The organism is Kitasatospora sp. NPDC088783 (assembly GCF_044750705.1).
Taxonomy (GTDB): Bacteria; Actinomycetota; Actinomycetes; order Streptomycetales; family Streptomycetaceae; genus Kitasatospora; species Kitasatospora fiedleri.
In genome coordinates, this window is sequence record NZ_JBIVKJ010000003.1 from 336130 (window position 1) to 355437 (window position 19308).

The following is a 19308-nucleotide window of genomic DNA, read 5'->3' on the forward strand; positions in this document are numbered from 1 at the left end:
GAACGCGGTTCCCGGGCGGCCAGTAGTCTGTCGCTGGAATTTGTCGACTTGGGTCGGCACCGGCGCTCCGGAAGAGGCAGCCATCACCGAGTTCGGGCCCCAGCGAGCGGCCCTCGCCGACACCTACGTCGGCGAGGACGCGGTGCTGACCTACGCCCGGGCCCAGTCGGCCCGCACCGGCATACGCGCGATCGGCCCCAGCGGCGGCGCCGCGCTCCGGCTGCTCGCCGCCGCCCTCGACGCCAAGGCGGTGGTCGAGGTCGGCACCGGCACCGGCGTCTCCGGCGTCTACCTGCTGCGCGGCATGCGCACGGACGGGGTGCTCACCACCGTCGACTCCGAACCGGTGCGCCAGCAGTACGCCCGCGAGGCGTACCGGGCCGCCGGGTTCGCCGGCAACCGGGTCCGCTGCATCCCCGGCCGGGCCCGGGACGTGCTGCCCCGGCTCGCCGACGGCCAGTACGACCTGGTCTTCTGCGACGGCGACCCGGCCGACTCCCGGCTGCACCTGACCGAGGCGGTGCGGCTGCTGCGGCCGCGCGGCGTGGTCTGCTTCGAGGGCGTCTTCCAGGAGGGCCGGCTGGCCGAGCCCGAACTCGACGACCCGCAGACCCGCGCCGTGCGCGACCTGGTCGCCGACATCCGGGAGAGCGAGATCCTGCTGCCCGCCCTGCTTCCGGTCTCCGACGGGCTGCTCTGCGCCGTCAAGCGCTGACCGGCCCGGGACGGCCCTTCCGCACCGGTCCGGGGCGGCAGGGCCCGGGGCGGTGCGGAACGGGCCCGGCCCCCCGCAGCGGGGAGCCGGGCCCGTCGAGCACCTCGCCGATCGCCCGGGGAGATGCGGGGTCACCACCTGCAGATCAGCCGCAGGCCTTCTTGAGGGCCTCGCCCAGAGCGTCCGCCTCGTCGGGCGTCAGCTCCACCACCAGGCGCCCGCCTCCTTCGAGCGGAACTCGCATGATGATGCCCCGCCCCTCTTTGGTGACCTCCAGCGGGCCGTCACCCGTCCGCGGCTTCATGGCCGCCATGCTCGTTCCCCTTCCTGCAACCGTTCAGGTACGCACCGGACAGTCCGTCCACCGCCGGTATCGAACGCATTGATCGGAAGCCATTATCCCGCATGCGACGGCTGGATGACCAACATCACTCTCTGCGTCAAACTCCTCCAACCAGCCGAAAAGCCCCGATAACCTGCCGAAAGCCGCATCCCCGCGCAGTCCGACACGCCCGCCGGGGGTGCGCCACCTCACACTCCCCCGCCCGCCCGCGCTCCGGCATGCTGGCCCACGACAGCCACCGCGACCCGGGAGCCCTCACCATGTCCGACACCGTGCGCTACGAGCGCGACGGCGCCCTCGCCGTCCTCACCATCGACCGCGCCGCCGCCATGAACGCCCTCGACGTCCCCACCAAGGTCGCCCTCCGGGACGCCGTCACCACCGCCGCGGCCGACCCCGGGGTCCGGGCCGTGCTGCTCACCGGCGCCGGCGACAAGGCGTTCTGCGTCGGCCAGGACCTCAAGGAGCACGTCGGACTGCTCCAGCGCCAGCGCGAGACCGGCGAGGGCGCGCTGCGCACCGTCGCCGAGCACTACAACCCGCTGGTCCGGGCCCTGGCCGGGATGCGCAAGCCCACCGTCGCCGCGGTCAACGGCATCGCCGCCGGCGCCGGGGCCTCGCTCGCCTTCGCCTGCGACTTCCGGCTGCTCGCCGACACCGCGGGCTTCAACACCTCCTTCGCCGGCGTCGCCCTCACCGCCGACTCCGGCGCCTCCTGGACCCTCCCCCGGCTGGTCGGCCACGCCCGGGCCACCGAGCTGCTGATGCTGCCGCGCACCGTCCGCGCCGAGGAGGCGCTCGCCCTCGGACTCGCCACCCGCGTCCTGCCCGCCGCCGAACTCGCCGCCGCCGCACACGAGTTCGCCCTCGCCCTGGCCAACGGCCCGACGGTCGCCTACGGCGCGATCAAGGCGTCCCTGGCCTACGGCGCCTCCCACTCCCTGGACGAGTTGCTCGACAAGGAGGACGAACTCCAGACCCTCGCGGGCGAGAGCGAGGACCACCGCATCGCCGTCGACGCCTTCCTCGCCAAGGAGAAGCCCGCCTTCGTCGGCCGCTGACCGCCCCCGCGGGGCCCCGCAGAACCAAGAGAGCAGCCCCCGCACGACCCCCGCGCCCCGCCAGGGGCGCGGGAAACCGCGCGAAGAGGAACGACACCCCCGGTGAGATCCGCTCACGGCAGGCCGTAGCCGCCCGAGCGGCCCAAACGCTCCACCCCCTGCCTGCCCGGCGGAGCCGGAAACCGCACTCCCACCCACACCCCCCAACCCGCCAGGGGCGCGAGGAACCGCGCGAAGAGGAACGACACCCCCGGTGAGATCCGCTCACGGCGGGGCGGGGCTGCCCGAGCGGCTCCGGGGTGGAGGGGCTAGCGGGCGTGGCAGTCCGCGAGGTGGTCGTTGACCAGGCCGCACGCCTGCATCAGCGCGTACGCGGTGGTCGGGCCCACGAAGCGGAAGCCGGCCCGCTTGAGGGACTTCGCCAGTGCCGTGGACTCCGGCGTCACGGCCGGTACGTCGGCCAGGGTCGGCGGGGCGGGGCGGTCGCCGTCCGGGGCGTGGCTCCAGATCAGGGCGTCGAGTTCGCCGTCGGCCAGCGTCCGGGCGGCCTGCGCGTTGGCGATGGTGGCCAGGATCTTGGCCCGGTTGCGGATGATCCCGGTGTCGGCCAGCAGCCGTTCGACGTCCGCGTCGCCGAACTCGGCGACCGCCGCGGGGTCGAAGCCGCGGAAGGCCGCCCGGAAGCCCTCCCGGCGGCGCAGGATGGTGATCCAGGACAGCCCGGACTGGAACGCCTCCAGCGAGATCCGTTCGAACAGGGCCCGGTCGCCGTGGACCGGGCGGCCCCACTCGGTGTCGTGGTAGACCCGGTAGTCCTCGGCCGAGTCGCCCCAGCCGCAGCGCCGCAGCCCGTCGGCCCCGAGGACCGCACCCGTCACGCGCGGTCGCCCTTGTGCTCGGCGGCGGTGGCGGCGTCCTCGTCCGCGACCACGTCGGTGCCCTGCGCGCCGGTCTCGCCGGCCTCGGCGGCCTCGGTCACCTCGCCGACCGCCGGGCCCTGCGGCTCCTTCTCCAGGACGGTGGTGAACGCCTCCAGCCCCGGCAGCGGCTCCCCGGCCGCGCCCGCCGCACCCGCCGCGCCCTCGGCCGCCGCCACCGAGCCGCGGACCACGCCGACGGCCTCCAGTTCGGCGATCCGGGCGTCCCGGAGGGCGAGTTCCGCGCCGAGGCGGTCGAGCACGTCGTCGACCTCGTCCATCCGGTAGCCGCGCAGCGCCATCGGGAGGCGGAGCTCGTCGACGTCGGTGCGGCTGAGCGCGCGGTCCTGCGGGAGGCGCACCGTGAGCCGGTCGTGCTCGGCCTCCGGCAGTGTTCCGCCGCCGCCCAGCGCCACCACTGCGGCGCCGCCGACCACCAGGGCCATCGCGATCACGATCACCACGAACACGAGCTGTCCTCCGTCAGTTCCCGGCAGTTCCCGGTCGGCTTCGGCCCGCCCGCGAGGGCTACGGTGGGATCATGGTCCCGGTACAGGCCGGGGCCCATCATTGCACCCGGGAGCGCTGAGGAGGAGACACCGGTGGCACTACGCCTCGGCACACGGGAGTTCGGCCCGGACGAGCTGGTCGTCATGGCGATCGTGAACCGCACCCCGGACTCGTTCTTCGACCGGGGGGCGACCTTCGCCGACGAGGCGGCCTTCGCGGCCGCGGACCGGGCGGTGGCCGAGGGCGCCGCGATCCTGGACATCGGCGGGGTGAAGGCCGGTCCGGGCGAGGAGGTCACCGTGGAGGAGGAGTTGCGCCGCACGGTGCCGTTCGTGGCGGAGCTGCGCAAGCGCCACCCGGACGCGGTGATCAGCGTGGACACCTGGCGGCACGAGGTCGGCGAGGCGGTCTGCGAGGTCGGCGCGGACCTGCTGAACGACGCCTGGGGCGGCTTCGACCCGAAGCTCGCCGAGGTCGCGGCCCGGTACGGCGCGGGCCTGGTGTGCACGCACGCGGGCGGCGCCGAGCCGCGCACCCGCCCGCACCGGGTGGGGTACGAGGACGTGATGGCGGACATCCTGGCGGTGACCGTCGGCCTGGCCGAGCGGGCGCTCGAACTGGGCGTGCGCCGCGACGGGTTGATCATCGACCCGGGGCACGACTTCGGGAAGAACACCCGGCACTCGCTGGAGGCGACCCGCCGCCTGCCGGAGATGACCGCGACCGGCTTCCCGGTGCTGGTCTCGCTCTCGAACAAGGACTTCGTCGGCGAGACCCTGGACAAGCCGGTGGACGAGCGCCTGCTCGGCACCCTGGCCACCACGGCGGTCTCGGCCTGGCTGGGCGCGCGGGTCTACCGGGTGCACCAGGTCGCCGAGACCCGGCAGGTGCTGGACATGGTGGCCTCGATCCGCGGCACCCGCCCCCCGGCGGTGGCCCGCCGGGGGCTGGCCTGACGGCCCGTCGTCCCGCGCGCTACGCGGGGGTGCCCTTCGGCCCCCGCGCGGCGTCCAGGACCTTCAGCACCTCGGTCACGTCGTCGGTGACGTGGAACAGTTCGAGGTCGGCGGGGTTGGCCTTGCCCTGGGCGACCAGGGTGGACTTGAGCCACTCCACCAGGCCGCCCCAGTAGGCGCTGCCGAACAGGACCACCGGGAACCGGGTGACCTTCTTCGTCTGCACCAGGGTGAGCGCCTCGAACAGCTCGTCCAGGGTGCCGAGCCCGCCGGGGAGCACCACGAAGCCCTGGGCGTACTTCACGAACATCGTCTTGCGGACGAAGAAGTAGCGGAAGTTCAGGCCCAGGTCGACGTACTCGTTCAGGCCCTGCTCGAACGGCAGCTCGATGCCCAGGCCGACGCTCAGCCCGCCGGCCTCGGTGGCGCCCTTGTTGGCGGCCTCCATCGCGCCGGGCCCGCCGCCGGTGATCACCGCGTAGCCGGCCTCGGCCAGCGCCCGGCCGATCTCCACCCCTGCCTCGTACTCGGGCGAGCCGACCGGCGTCCGGGCGGAGCCGAACACGCTGATCGCGGTGGGGAGTTCGGCGAGGGCGCCGAAGCCCTCGACGAACTCCGAGGTGATCCGCAGCACCCGCCACGGGTCGGTGTGCAACCAGTCGGACGGCCCGGTGGTGTCCAGCAGCCGCTGGTCCGTCGTGCTCGTCTCGACCTGGTCGCGCCGCAGCAGGACCGGGCCCTTGCGCTTCTCGGGCCACGGCTTCTTCTGCCGGCGGACGGGTTCATCTCCGTTGGCTGTCATGTCGGAACACTACGCCTGACGAGGCACGATCCGAGGTAAATAACGGTGGTCGCGCAGGCGGGGGTCGGACGAACCTCCGCTCGCGCGGCCCCCGTTCGGCCCCCGCCGCTCCCCGTCCGCTACCGGCTACCGGCTACCGGCTACCGGCTACCGGCTCAGCCAGTCCCGCAGCCGCTGCTCGACCTCGGCGATCGCGCTCAGCGAGCAATGCTCCTCCCGCTTGTGGGCCAGGTTCGGGTCGCCGGGGCCGTAGTTGACGGCGGGGACGCCGTGCGCGGAGAACCGGGCCACGTCGGTCCAGCCGAACTTGGCCCGGGGCTCGCCGCCGACCGCGGCCAGGAAGGCCCGGGCGGCGGGCAGGCCGAGGCCGGGCAGCGCGGCGGGCGAGGCGTCCGCGATGTCGAGCCGGTAGCCCTCGAAGACCTCGCGCAGGTGCTCCTCGGCCTGCTCCAGGGTGCGGTCGGGGGCGAACCGGAAGGCGACGTGGATGGTGCACTCGTCGGGGATGACGTTCCCGGCGACGCCGCCGTCGATCCGGGTGGCGTTGAGGCCCTCGCGGTACTCCAGGCCGTCGATCTCGACCCGGCGCGGCTGGTACTCGGCGAGCCGGCGCAGCACCTCCGCGGCCTTGTGGATGGCGTTGTCGCCGAGCCAGCCGCGGGCGGCGTGGGCCCGGACTCCGGTGAGCGTGACGTCGGCGCGCAGGCTGCCCTGGCAGCCGCCCTCGACGACGGCGCCGCTGGGCTCCAGCAGGACGGCGAAGTCCCCGGCCAGCCAGTCGGGGTGGGTCGCGAACAGGTGGCCGAGGCCGTTGCGGGTGGCCTCCACCTCCTCGCAGTCGTAGAAGACGTAGGTGACGTCCCGGTTGGCCTCGGTGAGCGTGGCGGCGAGCCGCAGCTGCACGGCGACGCCGGACTTCATGTCGGAGGTGCCGCAGCCGTAGAGCAGGTCGCCCTCGACGTGCGAGGGCACGTTGTCGGCGATCGGCACGGTGTCCAGGTGGCCGGCGAGCACCACCCGCTCGTCCCGGCCGAAGTGGGTGCGGGCGACCACGTTGTTGCCGTGGCGGTCGACGGTGAGGTGCGGGAGGGCCCGGAGCGCGGCCTCGACGGCGTCCGCCAGGGCGGTCTCCTCGCCGCTGACGGACGGGAAGTCGACCAGGCGGGCGGTCAGCGCTCCGCCGTCGAGGGTCAGGTCGAGGGGCTCGTTCGGGCTGCTCATGGCGGCCACCCTACCGAGCCGCCGGACCGCTGCGCGGGCGCCCGCGCAACCGCGCGGACCCGTACGGCCGTCCGAGCGGTTACGGTGTCCGCGAACGACGCGCGCCGGGCCGGGACCGCGGCGACCGCACCACCAGGGAAAGGGGCCACCGTGGCCGAGGACGCCGGGTACGACGCCGCGGACGACGGGTACGACGCCGAGTACGACGACGGGTACGAGGCGCCGCGCCGGCGGCGGCCGTGGCGGCGGGTGCTGGTCGGGGTGCTGGCGCTGGCGGTGGTCGGCGGCCTGGTGGTGTGGCTGAACCGGGACAAGCTCGCGCCCCCGGCCGAGGGCTGCAAGGTCACCACCGCGGCCGGCTCGGGGACGCTGGAGCTGCCGCAGGCGGCGAACGCGGCCACCATCACGGCGGTGGCGATGGCCCGCGGCCTGCCGGAGCGGGCGGTGACCATCTCGCTGGCGACCGCCATCCAGGAGTCGAAGCTGCACAACCTGGCGGGCGGCGACCGGGACTCGGTGGGCCTGTTCCAGCAGCGCCCCTCGCAGGGCTGGGGCAGCGTCGAGCAGATCATGGACCCGGTCTACTCGACCGACAAGTTCCTGGACGCGCTGGTGAAGGTGAACGGGTACGCGCAGATGCCGCTGACCGACGCCGCCCAGCAGGTGCAGCGCAGCGGCTACCCGCAGGCGTACGCCAAGCACGAGAACAACGCGGCGCTGCTGGCCTCGGTGCTGACCGGCCGCGAACCGGCCGCGCTGGACTGCGTGGTGCACGCGCTGCCCGCGCCGGTCCCGACCGATCCGACCGAGCCGGCCCCGACCGCGGCCAACCTGTCGGACCGGGTGCGCCGGGAGTTCGGCAAGGCGGTGACGGTGGCGGGCGCCGAGAAGGCGGCCAAGGACCCGCGCGAGGTGCTGGCGCTCACCCCGCAGCCGACCGCGAGCACGGCGGGCGCCGGCGGGGCGGGGCAGACCGGCTGGGCGCTGGCGCACTGGTCGGTGGCGCAGGCCGCCGCGCTGGGCATCGGCCAGGTCGCGTACGACGGCAGGGTGTGGCGGGTGGACAAGCCGGGGCAGGGCTGGAAGCCGCTGGCGGGCGCGCCGTCGGACCGGGTGCTGGTGACGCTGGGCGAGCCGGTCAAGGGGAAGTGACGGTCCGACGGTGCGTTGACGCACTGGTGCGCGGGTGACCGCCCACCGGGTGATTCGGGTCAACTCCCGCTGACGGCGGCCCTCCTGGCGGGCGGCCCCGCGCCCGGCGCGCCACCCCGGCCCGGAGGCGTGGCGCAGCAGGGGAGTGACGGTTCTGCACCGGCCGCCGCCGGGGTGGCGGGTGCGCGCGGACCGAAAAAGGATCGTCCGATCTTTGCCAACCCTTGACCTTGACCGGCCGAAACCTTCCCGGTGCTCTTGCGGTCATACACGTCGCCCGCCGGACGGGCCGGCCCCGCGCCGGCCGCCCGGCGGACCGTCGACCTCACTTCTTAGGAGCACCATGTCCTTCCCCCTCACGCGCCGGATCGCCCAGGCCGCGCTGCTCGTCGCCGCCACCGCGGCGCCGCTCGCGGCCGCGGGCGCCGCCTCCGCCACCGAGGTGGTGCCGCAGACCGACCTGGGCGCCGGCGTGACCAAGCTGGCCGACGTCCCCAACTCGGGTGACGCGGTGCAGGGGGCCACCCACGAGCTGGGCCACGTGGTCGGCACCACCGGCGCCGCGACCCTGGCGGCGGGCGGCCCGGCGGCCGCCGACGCGGCGGGCAACACCGTCGCGCACAACCTGCCCTCCACCGACGACGCGCTCGGCAAGCTCGGTCCGCTCGGCAAGGCCGGCCAGCTGACCGGCTCGCTCGACACCCTCACCGACAAGGTCGCCCCGGCGGTCGAGGAGAAGGTCGCCCCGGCCGTCACCGACAAGGTCGTCCCGGCCGCCCAGAAGGTCACCGGCACCCCGCTGTCCACCGTGGCCCGGGGCCTGCCCACCGACAAGCTCGCCCAGGGCCTGCCGGCCGCCGACAAGCTCGGCCCGGTCACCGGCGCGGTCCAGTCGCTGCCGGTCGCGGGCACCCTGGCGGGCCTGACCGAGCACGAGTCCGCCAACCGCCTGGGCGGCGTGCCCTCGCTGGGCGGCGACAGCCCGCTGGGCGGCCTGACCGGCGCGCTGGGCCCGGTCGGCGGCCTGCTCGGCGGCATCCAGGGCGGCGGCCTGCCGATCGGCTGATCCGGCGCACGCACGCGGGAGGGGGCGGAGCCGGCCGGCTCCGCCCCCTCCCGCGCGCCCGTCGTGCCGCGTTGCCTGCGGCTGGACGATTGATGCGAAGGGTTAGTGGTCGTAGGCGGTCAGGGAGCGCATGGCGGGTTGGCCGGTGTGGTCGTTGTGCCAGATCGCGCTGGTCAGGGCGAGAGCGCGTTGCAGGACGCGGACCATCACACCGCCCTGGGTGCGGCCGTGGTGGCGTTCGAGGTCGAGTGGGGCCTTGAAGGTCTGGTTGACCGACTCGATGGTCTGCCGCAGCGGTTTGAACAGCCCGCCTCCGGCCCGTTCGGGCTCGCCCTCGCGGGCCGTGCGGAGCAGATGGAGTCTCCACTGGGCGAGTTCGTGTTCGAAGGCGCGGCCGTAGTGGTGCCGGTCGGCGATGAGGGTCTGTCCCGGCCGGGAGCGGGCCAGGTCGGGGTCGGCGTGGAGGATGCCGAGCAGGGTCTGGCGCTCGTCGGCCTTCGCGCCGGTGAGGGCGAAGGCGACGGGCAGGCCGTGCAGGGTGCACACCAGGTGCGGCCGCAGGCCCCGGAAGTAGCGTGAGTGGCTGGCGCAGTAGCCGTACTCGGCCCAGCCGACGAGGTCGGAGCGCTCGGCGTTCTCCCGGGAGCGGCCGCACTCCAGCGGTGTGGAGTCCACGATCCACACGCTCTCGGCCCACAGCGAGGTGTCGGTCACCAGGAGCCGGTTGACGTGGGCGATCAAATCGGCGGGCTTGCGCAGGCGCCTGTTGTAGCCGAACTGCCCGGGCGGGTAGGGGAACAGGTGGCGAAGGTGTGCGGTGGCGCGGCGGATCCAGCGGCGTTCGGAAGGGAAGCCGAGCAGGGCCTGCAACACTGCCAGGGTCACCAGCTCGGCGTCCGTGAGCCGGGGCGCGATTCCGACCGCGGGCCGCCACGACGCCGGATGCGACGATTCCTTCAGCAGGTCGTCGGTCTTCACGTGGAGTGCGGTCGCGAGGGAGTCCAGGTCAGGCGTCACAACCGACCTTTGGACTCCCTCGCTTCATCCCATGCGCGCTCAGGTGCCCTTGGCATGAATCATCTGGCAGACCCGGCGTGCCGGGGCACCCGGACCACCCGCGCATCCCCGCCGTTTTCAACGAGGCCACCGGCTCCCTCCGGGTCGGGGACGTCTGCGAAGTCCTCGGTCACGAATTCCTACCGAAGAACATCGAAGGCACCCGTCGAGCTGGAACGCCTCGTCGAGCTCGACGTCCTCACCGAGGTCGACGCGGCGTCGCCCACTGCTCCGACCTGGGCAGAACCCCCGCTGGGCGGCCGCGCCGGCTCTGCGCTCCGCTCGTCGTCCGGAACCCGGTGAGGAAGCGGTCGAGGGAACGGCGAGAGGTCGGTGCAGACCTCTCGCCGTTCCCTCGGACGGTGCTATTTCTTGCGGATCCATCGGATCGTCAGGGCTGCTGCCGTCCCCAGAGTGCCTCCGAGGAGGGCCCAGGGGCGACTTGGGTGGCCGCCGTTGGCGTGGTAACCGATGGCTGCGGCCGCTGTGGTGGACAGCAGTACCAGGACGAAGCCGAACTGTCTTGTCCTCATGGCGTCACCCTGCGGTCAGCGGAACCGGAGCTTGCACTTGCTGTTGGTGCAGTAGGCGCTCCATACGGCGGTGTACCTGGCGGGCACACCCCATATGTAGGTGAGGCCGTAGTAGTCGACGCGCATGTCGAACGTCTCGTCGTAGCCGCAGATCGGGATGTATTTGACAAGGCACGCGCGCATGCGCCCGCTGGAGATCCACTGGTGGTGGCCCTGGTTGTTCACGGAGGGCCACGGAGACCAGAAGCCGATGCTCCAGCCCATCCACTGGGCGCGGTAGGACTGGTCGCTCCAGGAGTAGACCCTGGAGCTGGTGAGTCTCCCGTAGCTGGTGCAGAACTCGGCGCGCATGTGGATGGTGGCGACCGTGATGTTCACGCTGCCCTCGTAGATGTTGTACGTCTTCGAGTAGCTCGCGCATCCGTTCGGCAGATCGCCGCCCAGGTCCGTGTTGTTGACCGGGTCGCCGCACACGTAGTCGTAGTTGCTGCAGCTTCCTCCGGGAACGGGATCGTTGCTGAGGAACCGGCCCGCCTCGGGGGAGTAGACGCGCACGCCCATCAGCACCGCACCACTGGGGGTCTCGGCGGACCGCTGCTCCGTGCCCAGGTAGCCGTAACGGGTCCCCTGGGCCGGCGCGCTCACCTTGCCGTACTCGTCCGCGTGCACCACGACGGGGCTCTTGGAGGTGTCGAGCGGCAGTTGAAGGGTGATGTCGCCGTGGAAGTCGCTCAGGAGCAGGACGACTCCGCCGGCATTGGCGGTGGTGGCCATGAGCTTTCCGCCGATGCCGTGGACGTTGCGCGTCACGGTGCCACTCGCGTCCTCGGCCACCCAGCGGGGGGCGTCGGTGTCGTCGCTGAAGTGGTTGGTGCGGGTGGCGGTCGTGCTCCAGGTGCCGGAGGTGTTCGTCTCGATCGTGGCCGAGCGCTGGCGCAGCGCGGAGTCGAGCGTCCAGGTCTGACGCTTGGAGCCGGCGGTCTGCTGGCGGATGAGGTCGTTGCCGTAGTAGGTGATCGTGCTGCCGGGCATGGCGGTGGCACGCCCGAAGGCGTCATAGGTGTAGCCGGCGTCGACGAGGCGGTCGGCGCTGTCGTAGGTGTGGGTCACCGCGGTGCCGGCGGAGGGGCAGACTGCCCCGACCGCTGCGGTGGCGGTGCTCTGCGCGATCCGGTTGGCGCGCTTGTCGAGCGTGTAGGTGCGCAATGTGCACTGGTCTGCGAGGGTGTCGCGCACTTCGGTCAGGCGACCGGTCCGGTCGTAGGTGTAGCGCTGGACGGAGCTGTCACCGGCGGATGCGATGTGCGTGGCGACCTGGTTGTGGATCGACGTCAGGATGGAGTCAGCCATTACGAGGGCTGAGTCGCTGTCCCGGGTGTAGGTGCGGCCGGTGGTGTTCCTGGTGCTGTCCTGGTGCAGTGAGAGCGTGTAGCCGCCGGGCAGCTGCTCGGAGACGACGTCGCCGTCGGCGTTGTACCTGGCGGAGAAGGTACCGGCGACCGAGTCGGTCAACTGCGTGAGCAGGCCGCGGGGGTCGACACTGGTGTCGTAGGTGTATGTGGTGGTGGACGGGGCCGCGTCAGTGACCTTGGTCAGCCGGTCGAGGGCGTCGTACTGGCTGGTGGTGGTCGCTCCGTCGGCGTCCTGGTAGCTGAGGATCCGGCCGAGCTTGTCGTAGGTCTTGGTGACGGTGCCGCCGGTGGCCGAGGTGACCGACGAAACCTTGCCGTTGAGGGGGTCGTAACCGGTGGTGGTGGTCGGGACGGCCTGTCCGCTGCCACCGGACTGGGTGACCTGAACGGGACGGCCGGCGGCGTCGGAGGTGATCGAGACCGTCCGGCTCGCGCCGTTGGCCGTGTCGATCGTCTTCGTCATCTGGCCGTAGCGGCCGTACTCGATGCTGGTGTCGGCCTTCTGCGAGGGATTGGTGCCGCCACCGGTGATGTCGGCGTCGGGACCGGTCCAGCACGGGAGGTCGGCCCACTCCGGACGTCCCTTGCACCAACCGGTGCCGGCCGCCGACCAGTACACGGTGGAGGTGGCGACGGCGGTGTCGGTGCCGCCCGGCGGGATGGAGGAGACGACCTTGCCCTGAGCGTTGTAGCCGGTCTGGGTGCCCAGCGAGAGGCCGCCGGAGTCGACGATGTCGAGGTTCGGCAGACCCTTGGCCCAGTCGTACTGGGTCTCGTGCACGCGGGTGTCGCCCTGCTGGGAGTCGTAGCCGTTGACGCGCAGACCGCTGGTGGTGAGGGTCAGTTGGTCGGAGACGGACGCGTCGGCGGGGCGGCCGGTGTCGTATTCGTTGACGGTCCAGGCCCGGGCGGGAACGGTCGTGCCGGCGGGGACGAGGACGGAGGTTCCCTTCTTGAGATCGGTGGTGAGCTGGACGCGGTGCAGGGGGCCGAACGTTTCGAGCTCCCGGGCACCGTCTTGGCTGTAGTAGGAGGACGTCTCGAGCAGTTCTGCGCGGTCGCCCGCGCCGAGTTGCGCGATGCCCAGCTCCAGTTGGGCAGCGCGGTCATCGGCGGACACGCCGAGCGCGACCTCGCGGTTGGCCGCGGACAGGCTGGAAAGCCGGTTTCCGTACCGGTCGTACTGGGTTGTGCTGATGTGGCCGCCGGGCTGGGCGGCGTTGACCTCACGGCCGGAAGCGTTGGTGTAGACGATGCTGGCGCGGGCGTAGTCACCGGCGCTCAGTTGGCTGCCGTCGTTGGACACCGGGTTGCTGCCTGCCGGGAAGAGCGCGGTGGCATCGGTCGGGGCGTCCTTCTGCCCCCAGCCGGCGACGTCGCCGGCCGCCATCGGGTACGGCGCGCGGGAGCCGCTCAGACGGACACCGTAGACGAGGCTGGTATCGGCCGAACCGTTCACGGTGGACGCGGTGCCCGGGACCAGGGTGCTGCGGGAGGCCTTGAGCAGCATGCCATCGCCGGAGGTGGGGCCTGTCCCCGCCTTGCCGTAGGTGAGGGACCAGGCGAGTTCCCCGGGCGGCGTCAACGTCGTGACCCGGCCCGCACCGTCGTAGCCGTACGAGGTCTTCAGCACCGGGCTGATCCGGGGGTCCCAGGTCTCACGCAGGCGCCCCGTGGCGTCGTAGGTGTACTGGGCGATGGTCTCGGACGTGGCGGAGGCCGCGTCCGGGCTGGTGGCCCAGAGGTTGATCTGCCGGACGCGCCCCGTGAAGTCGCCGAAGGCGCTGTCGGTGGCGTTGGTGGAGTTCGCGTACACGAACTCCAGGACGCGGCAGCCCTTCGTGGACGGCGTCGTGGCGCAGGTGGCCGCCGTGACCGCGCTGGTCGGAGCGAGGACGTACTTCGGCCGGGCGAGCGTGGTGCTGCCGCTGACGACCTTCTCCGACACCACGGTGGTCATGGAGTTGTCGGTCGGACGGTAGCTGGTGGTCAGCGTCCACGCCGTCGCGGCGGCGTCGACCTTGGCGAAGGTGCTGGTGACACCGTCGGTGTCCTTCAGGGTGAACGAGGTGGCGAGGGAACCGGAGAGCTGGAGTTCCTCCGATCCGGTCTCGGCCTTCCACTGCCCGGTGCTGGTGGCGGTGAAGCCGATGCGGCTGCCGGCGGCGTCCGTGAGGGCGACCGAGGTCGCCGACGTCGGTTCCACCGACACCCAGGTGCTTCCGCTGATCTCAGCGACGGTGCCCGAGGTCCATTGCGGGCCGAAGATGGCGACCTGGCCCTGCTGCGCGGACCCCGCCGACGGCTGCCGGGAGGAGGCGGCGCGCGCGACGCTCAGCCCGAAGGCAGAGGCGTCGGTGGCGGAGAGGGTGAAGTCGCCCGTCAGCATGTTGACCGAGCCGGGGCCCACGGGTCGACCCGGAGCCTCTCCCGCGAGCCGGTCGACGGTGACCGCCACGGTCTGCGAGTACCCGCTCGTCGAGGCATTGGTGAACTTCGCCCGTACGTCTACAGGACCGTCTGCCGCGACGGTGGAGGTGATGTTCCAGTTCAACGCGGCGGGACTGCCACCGCCGCCGGCGAGCGGCCAGCTGACGGCCGATCCGTCGGAGGCCCGGCTGACGTCGGCGGCGGGAACCGTCTTCCAGGTGTCGGTCTCTCCGATCCGGTACTCGTAGGTGACACCGGTCCAGTCGCTGCGGCCCTTGGCGGTGAGCGAGACGCGGGCGGCGCTGCGCTCACCGTCGCCGGGGGTCAGGAGTGCCGCCCCGTCCGCCCCGACGCCGAAGGCGTAGGCGGTGGCGTTGAGGGAGCGGTTGCCGGCCGCGTCGACGGTGCGGACGTAGAGGGTGTGCCAGCCGCCGCCGGGCTTGATGTTGAGAGTGAGGGGGTGACCGCCCGTGCCGTGGGCGGTGTCGTCCAGCCGGGTGGGGGTGCTCTCGTCGTCCAGGCCCCACACGAAGCCCTGCCCGTCGGAGGCAGTTGTCGACAGTGCGCAGTCGGCACCGCTGTCGGTCTGGGCGGACCACGTGCCGGCCGCGTAGGGCGAGCAGTTGACGGTCGGGGAGGCCGGCCTGGTGGTGTCGACGGCGAACGTGCTGTAGGCACTCCAGGCGCTGGTGTCGGTCCCGTCCTTGATGCGCGTCCGCAGCCGCAGGTGCTTGCCGTCGGGGAAGGCGTTCGCTGTCGGGACCGTCAGCAGGGCGTTGACGCCCGAGGCGGTGCTGCCGCTGCTTCCGGTGTAGCTGTACGTGGTGTCCGCAGCGGCGGGATCGGGCGTCACCTCGAACTCGGCGGTGTACACGGCGCCGTCGGCGTCCACGCCCTTCGCCCACAGCGTGGGAGTCGCCGAGGTCGTGTACGTGCCTGCGGTGTAGCCGTTCACCGACCACGGGCTGAGGCCGTAGCCGACCGCCGCGCCGGGCACGGTGTTGTAGGTCACCGTGATGGAGGGCGGGTTGGCGGCGGCGTTGCCGGAGGCAAAGGTCTTCCACGAGCCGACGCCCTCGTCCGCGGCGCGGATCCCCAGGTGGTTGACGGCGCTGCCGTCCACCGCCCACGCGCTGACCAGGGCGGTGACGTCGGTCTTCGTCCAGTCGGCGCCGCAGGAGCCGGAGAAGCCCCTGGTCTCACTTGAGGTGGCGTACTTGGTGCCCCAGGTGGGCTGGTTGGTCCACCTGGTGGCTGTGTCGGCCGCTCCCGTGGACCAGATCTCCCACGCGTTCGGGGTGCACGACCAGGAACCCGTTCCGTACAGGTTCAGATCGGCCGACAGAACGTGCTTCTTCGCGATGGCGGCCACCGGGAAGCTCAGGAAGGAGCGGGCGACCTTGCCGGTGCCGTCGTTGCCGATGTTCAGCTGGGTGGCGGCCGATTCGTCGGTGGTGTCGCCGTTGAGGACGTAGGTGTCGAAACTGGAGCCGAGGTCGACTGCAGGGTCGACGATCACCGGGAACGCTGTTCCGGGGTCTGCCAGGAAGGCTGCGTCGGGGGTGAGGGTCAGCTGGACGAGATCGCCGTCCTGGGCGAGTTTGAGCCCGACCTTGGCCCGGTGGGTGTGCTGTCCGGTCCGGAGGTCGGTCTGGGCGTCCCACATCGTCGGTGCCGGTAGCGAACCGGCCTTCTCGCCGCTCTGGGCTCTGGTGAACTCCACGGAACCGTCGTCCAGGGCACGGGCCTTGAGCCCCTTGGCCTTCAGGGTGAAGGACATCGTGCCGTTCGTGACAGCAGACCGGTCCTTGAGCCGCAGGTACTGCTCGAAGCCCGTCCGCGTGGACTCGACCAACAGGTCGGTCCTCGGTAGCGCATCGGCGTAGGTCGCCGTCGTGCCTTCCACCGTGGGTGCGGGCAGGGCACCCGCCCAAGCGAGTTCAAGCCCGCTTCCCGTGCCATCGTTCATGGAGACGAGGGGTGTCGTTCCGGACACGGGGGTCCGACCGGCGGCCACATCGCGTCGGCCCGTCAAGGCGAGGTGCAACGGGTGGGACTTGGCTTCCACCGTCCCGTCGGGACGGGTCACCAGCGTCGGGTCGATCGCACGCCACTGGCCGTCTGCCTCTTTGAACCGGACGGGTGCCGCGGAGAGCTGCGTGGTCAGGGTGCCGTCGGGATTCGCCCAGAGAGCCGTTGTCTCGGTACGAGCGCTCAGCGCCTCGATGGGACGTTGCTGCAGCCGCGCCGCGATGCGTGCCGAGGACTCGTCCGCGGCCTCGGCCGGCCCGGTGGCCGCAGCCGGCTTGGGACGCGGGGCCGACAGCGGGGTGGCCAGTGCCTGTACGGCACCGGCATCGACCACAAGGGCAAGAATTACCGAAATGGCAATTCGTCTCAGCATGCGCGATGGAGCCGATGGTGACGAAACGGGCATATCCTGCCCGATCGCACCGAATCTGCTAGACATGAACATCTCCCTAATGGCCTCGGTCCCGAGGCCGGAAGGATCATGGCACCCCTCGCCGATCTCCGCAGCGACGGCGAATCGGTGTCCGCCCGACACCCTCAGAGGGTGCTCAAATATTTATTGCCAATTTTTTGCCAACAGGCGATGGATCGTGAAGTGCGAATCTGATAAGTTCTAGGAAAATTAGTACTGTAGGCTATCCTTGTGCAGTGGAAAAAATGTGCCCGCATGGCGGCCTGAAAGGTCGTGAAGCGGCATCGGATGTGAAGATTGTGCACCTTCCGAGAAGTGGACCCCGTGTAGACATCGGCAATGTTTCGCAAAGAACTCCAATTTCCCAAGCCGGCCCAAAAGAAACAAATGGGATGCACTTGACACCGAGCCTCCTCCATCCTGTCCCGAGGGGGTGAAATGGCCGGTCAGCGCGGGTGGGGTGACAGGCGAGGCTCCTGGTCGTTGCGTTGGTGTTCTCTACGCACCACGCTCTGATCGAGGAGCCTCGCCCGGTCTCGCGTCCTGCCATGCTCGATGTCCCGTACGAGCTGGTCGAGCACGTCTCATGGCCGATCCGTACCCGAAGGTGTGAACTCGGGTCGCGCTGGCGGAAGTTGAGCTGCTTCAAACAGGCCCTGCCGGTCCTGGCCCACCTGCGGAAGAACGAGACGTTCGCGCGGGTCGCCGCCGGGTTCGGGGGGTCGGAGGCGACGGCCTGGCGGTACTCCGACGAGAGCGGGGAGGTCCTGGCCGCCTGGGCGCCGGGCCCGCGCGAGGCCCTGGCGGGACTGGGCGAGGGCGACTTCGTGATCATCGACGGCACGCTGATCCCGACCGACCGGGTCGAGACGGACGAACCGTACCACTCGCAAAAGCACCGCACGCACGGGATGAACGTGCAGGTCGTCGCCGCACCCGACGGCACACCCCTGTGGTTCTCCCGCGCCCTGCCGAGCCGCACCCACGACCTGACCGCGGCCCGCGCCCACGGCATCCTCCAGGCCTGCCCGAACCCGCGAGGTCCTCGTCCTGGCGGACCGGGCCCACCGCGGCGCCGGCGCCACCTTCCGCACCCCCCCACCACAACCACCACGAACTGCCCGAGCACCACCAGCAGTACAACCGCGACCACGCCCGACTCCGAGCGCCCGGCGAACGGGCCTTCGCCCAGCTGAAGACCTGGAAGGTCTTCAGCAAGGCCCGCTGCTCGACCGACCGCATCAGCCGCCTGATCACCGCCACCCGCACCCTCATGATCCACAGCCTCACGACCAGCGAAAACTCAGGATGGAAGAGGCTCATTGCGGAATGCTTCGTTCGGGCTGTGGTGCCAGGCTCTTGGGTTCACGGGCGGGCACTTGAGGAAAGCCGTTGCACCTCATGCCTGCGAAGCCGAAGAGAACTGGTTGCCCCGGGCCGTCCGTAGCCATGGCTCCGGAAAGGGTGCTGCGATTGGCGAGGACGCGTTCCCGCCCGCGCGGCGTGGGAATTCCGGCTGACATCCCGCTGTCGGCGGGTGCATGCCTCTGGATCCCTGGTCCACCGCGCCGTCAAGCGCTCGCTCGCGCGGGTGCCGTCCTCCGTGCGGACGGTCGTCGTCCGACGCCCGGCGGCGGCAGGACGCCACGGCTGGGCCGCGGGGTTGTCCCCAGCGCCCTTGTCGACGGTTCTTTGCATGTCGATGCTGCCCCCTGTCCTCTCCATCCGCCCGGCGACGAGCTGGACAGCGCCGGCTGCGAAGTGCTGCTCGACCTCCTGGAGGCCGTCGTCCTGCGGGCCCTGGCCCCGGGGCGCCCACCTCGGCCTCACCGCCGTCGGCCGCATCACCGCCGTCGGCCGGCCGCCCCTCGGCCCCCCTCCGGCCGCGGTCGCCGTCACGGAGTCGCCGCTGATCTCACCTGTCAGCGTCCGGTCCCGAACCGTCACCCCGCGGTGCTTCCGCCCCTGCCCCGCAGGACGTCCCGGACAACCCATGGGCCCGGGAGCAGGCGGCTTCCCGACCCGGAAAGCCGATCACCAACTCCAATGGTCCGGCGGGACCGGCTCCCACCGAGGCGTCGGCGTGCCGTCGAGGTCCAGACGCAATACCGGTGGCTTTGGTCGTCGGGTCGGTCGTGCCAAGGCCCGGACAGGTGAAGCCGTCGGTGGACGAGCGGTTCTCGGATCGGATTGCGCTGGGGGTGCTGACGTGGGCCTTCCTGCCTGAGTTGGTGGACGAGGTGATCGCGGAGTGCGGCCGGACCGAGAAGCGCCACCGACTGCTCCCGGCGCGAGTGGTGGTGTACTTCGTCCTGGCGATGCGCCTGTTCTGCGGGCAGGGCTATGAGGAACTCGCCCGGCTCCTGACCCAGGGGCCTGGAGCGGGAGAGTGGCCGGGGGGCCTGGCGGGTACCGACGACGGCCGCGATCGGCCGGGCCCGGCTCCGGCCGGGACCGGAGCCGGAGCGGGTCGGGTCCGGCGCGGGCTGTGGTGCGGCCGCGAGGACCGGTCGCCCGTACCGGCCTCGCCGAGCGTGCGGTAGCGGTCCGCCCAGCGCTTGGCGGTGGTCGGCGACGCCTGGAAGCGCTCGGCGGCCCGCCGTCCTCGACCACGCAGTGGACCGGGCGCAGCCGGCCGGTCTCGGTCAGCGGTGCATCAGAGTGCGAGATGAGGGCCTTTCCGGCGCTGGG

General features: G+C 71.8%; 13 protein-coding genes and 2 pseudogenes. 7 read left to right on the plus strand and 8 right to left on the minus strand.

Going from position 1 to position 19308, the window contains the following annotated elements; genetic code table 11:
- The first annotated feature begins 40 nt into the window (after nucleotides 1-40).
- Entirely contained in the window at nucleotides 41-715 is a 675-nt protein-coding gene (locus tag ACIP60_RS10025; protein ID WP_400682042.1) for an O-methyltransferase, read from the plus strand.
- Nucleotides 716-860: 145 nt separating this feature from the next.
- Here the strand turns inward: ACIP60_RS10025 and ACIP60_RS10030 are convergent, their stop codons facing one another.
- Nucleotides 861-1028 (minus strand): DUF3117 domain-containing protein, encoded by a 168-nt coding sequence (locus ACIP60_RS10030; protein WP_014137929.1) that lies wholly within the window; start codon nucleotides 1026-1028, stop codon nucleotides 861-863.
- 290 nt (nucleotides 1029-1318) lie between these two features.
- Between ACIP60_RS10030 and ACIP60_RS10035 the strand changes: the two genes are divergently transcribed.
- Nucleotides 1319-2119, plus strand: a complete 801-nt coding sequence (locus ACIP60_RS10035; protein ID WP_400682044.1) for an enoyl-CoA hydratase-related protein — start codon at nucleotides 1319-1321, stop codon at nucleotides 2117-2119.
- A gap of 308 nt (nucleotides 2120-2427) precedes the next feature.
- On the opposite strand, the gene ACIP60_RS10040 is transcribed toward ACIP60_RS10035, so the two are convergent.
- A complete protein-coding gene (locus ACIP60_RS10040) occupies nucleotides 2428-2997 on the minus strand; it encodes a DNA-3-methyladenine glycosylase I (RefSeq protein ID WP_400682045.1) in 570 nt (189 codons plus the stop codon).
- Nucleotides 2994-3506 carry a DivIVA domain-containing protein gene (locus tag ACIP60_RS10045; RefSeq protein ID WP_400682046.1) on the minus strand — a complete coding sequence of 171 codons (513 nt, stop codon included), beginning with the start codon at nucleotides 3504-3506 and terminating at the stop codon, nucleotides 2994-2996. The genes ACIP60_RS10040 and ACIP60_RS10045 overlap by 4 nt, the downstream gene beginning before the upstream one ends.
- Before the next feature lie 183 nt (nucleotides 3507-3689).
- On the opposite strand from ACIP60_RS10045, the gene folP reads away from it, so the two are divergent.
- Nucleotides 3690-4502, plus strand: coding sequence for a dihydropteroate synthase (gene folP, locus ACIP60_RS10050; protein WP_199847111.1), 813 nt, complete (start codon nucleotides 3690-3692; stop codon nucleotides 4500-4502).
- A gap of 19 nt (nucleotides 4503-4521) precedes the next feature.
- Here the strand turns inward: folP and ACIP60_RS10055 are convergent, their stop codons facing one another.
- On the minus strand, nucleotides 4522-5304 hold the full coding sequence (locus tag ACIP60_RS10055; RefSeq protein ID WP_400682047.1) for a TIGR00730 family Rossman fold protein: 783 nt from the start codon (nucleotides 5302-5304) through the stop codon (nucleotides 4522-4524).
- 147 nt (nucleotides 5305-5451) lie between these two features.
- Complete coding sequence (dapE, locus tag ACIP60_RS10060; protein WP_400682049.1) at nucleotides 5452-6525, minus strand: succinyl-diaminopimelate desuccinylase; 1074 nt, start codon at nucleotides 6523-6525, stop codon at nucleotides 5452-5454.
- Between the two features lie 150 nt (nucleotides 6526-6675).
- On the opposite strand from dapE, the gene ACIP60_RS10065 reads away from it, so the two are divergent.
- Both ACIP60_RS10065 and ACIP60_RS10070 read left to right on the plus strand, forming a co-directional pair.
- Entirely contained in the window at nucleotides 6676-7677 is a 1002-nt protein-coding gene (locus ACIP60_RS10065) for a hypothetical protein (protein ID WP_400682051.1), read from the plus strand.
- Between the two features lie 343 nt (nucleotides 7678-8020).
- Nucleotides 8021-8743: a hypothetical protein gene (locus tag ACIP60_RS10070; protein ID WP_400682053.1), complete on the plus strand. Its 723-nt coding sequence runs from the start codon at nucleotides 8021-8023 to the stop codon at nucleotides 8741-8743.
- Nucleotides 8744-8845: 102 nt separating this feature from the next.
- Here the strand turns inward: ACIP60_RS10070 and ACIP60_RS10075 are convergent, their stop codons facing one another.
- Together ACIP60_RS10075 and ACIP60_RS10080 are read right to left on the minus strand one after the other, a co-directional pair.
- Entirely contained in the window at nucleotides 8846-9760 is a 915-nt protein-coding gene (locus ACIP60_RS10075; RefSeq protein ID WP_400682056.1) for an IS982 family transposase, read from the minus strand.
- A gap of 587 nt (nucleotides 9761-10347) precedes the next feature.
- Nucleotides 10348-16029: a DNRLRE domain-containing protein gene (locus ACIP60_RS10080; protein ID WP_400682058.1), complete on the minus strand. Its 5682-nt coding sequence runs from the start codon at nucleotides 16027-16029 to the stop codon at nucleotides 10348-10350.
- A 1136-nt stretch (nucleotides 16030-17165) separates the two neighbouring features.
- On the opposite strand from ACIP60_RS10080, the pseudogene ACIP60_RS10085 reads away from it, so the two are divergent.
- A pseudogene (locus tag ACIP60_RS10085) lies at nucleotides 17166-17902 on the plus strand (transposase family protein); the annotation flags it as partial.
- A gap of 955 nt (nucleotides 17903-18857) precedes the next feature.
- On the plus strand, nucleotides 18858-19160 hold the full coding sequence (locus ACIP60_RS10090; RefSeq protein WP_400682668.1) for a transposase domain-containing protein: 303 nt from the start codon (nucleotides 18858-18860) through the stop codon (nucleotides 19158-19160).
- On the opposite strand, the pseudogene ACIP60_RS10095 reads toward ACIP60_RS10090, so the two are convergent.
- A pseudogene (locus ACIP60_RS10095) lies at nucleotides 19091-19287 on the minus strand (helix-turn-helix domain-containing protein); the annotation flags it as partial. The gene ACIP60_RS10090 and the pseudogene ACIP60_RS10095 overlap by 70 nt on opposite strands.
- Nucleotides 19288-19308: the final 21 nt, after the last annotated feature.

Coding starts and splice junctions, on each gene's coding strand:
- folP (WP_199847111.1), top strand. CDS start 3,690: ATGGCGATCGTGAACCGCACCCCGGACTCGTTCTTCGACCGGGGGGCG.
- ACIP60_RS10035 (WP_400682044.1), top strand. CDS start 1,319: ATGTCCGACACCGTGCGCTACGAGCGCGACGGCGCCCTCGCCGTCCTC.
- ACIP60_RS10055 (WP_400682047.1), bottom strand. CDS start 5,304: ATGACAGCCAACGGAGATGAACCCGTCCGCCGGCAGAAGAAGCCGTGG.
- ACIP60_RS10070 (WP_400682053.1), top strand. CDS start 8,021: ATGTCCTTCCCCCTCACGCGCCGGATCGCCCAGGCCGCGCTGCTCGTC.
- dapE (WP_400682049.1), bottom strand. CDS start 6,525: ATGAGCAGCCCGAACGAGCCCCTCGACCTGACCCTCGACGGCGGAGCG.
- ACIP60_RS10030 (WP_014137929.1), bottom strand. CDS start 1,028: ATGGCGGCCATGAAGCCGCGGACGGGTGACGGCCCGCTGGAGGTCACC.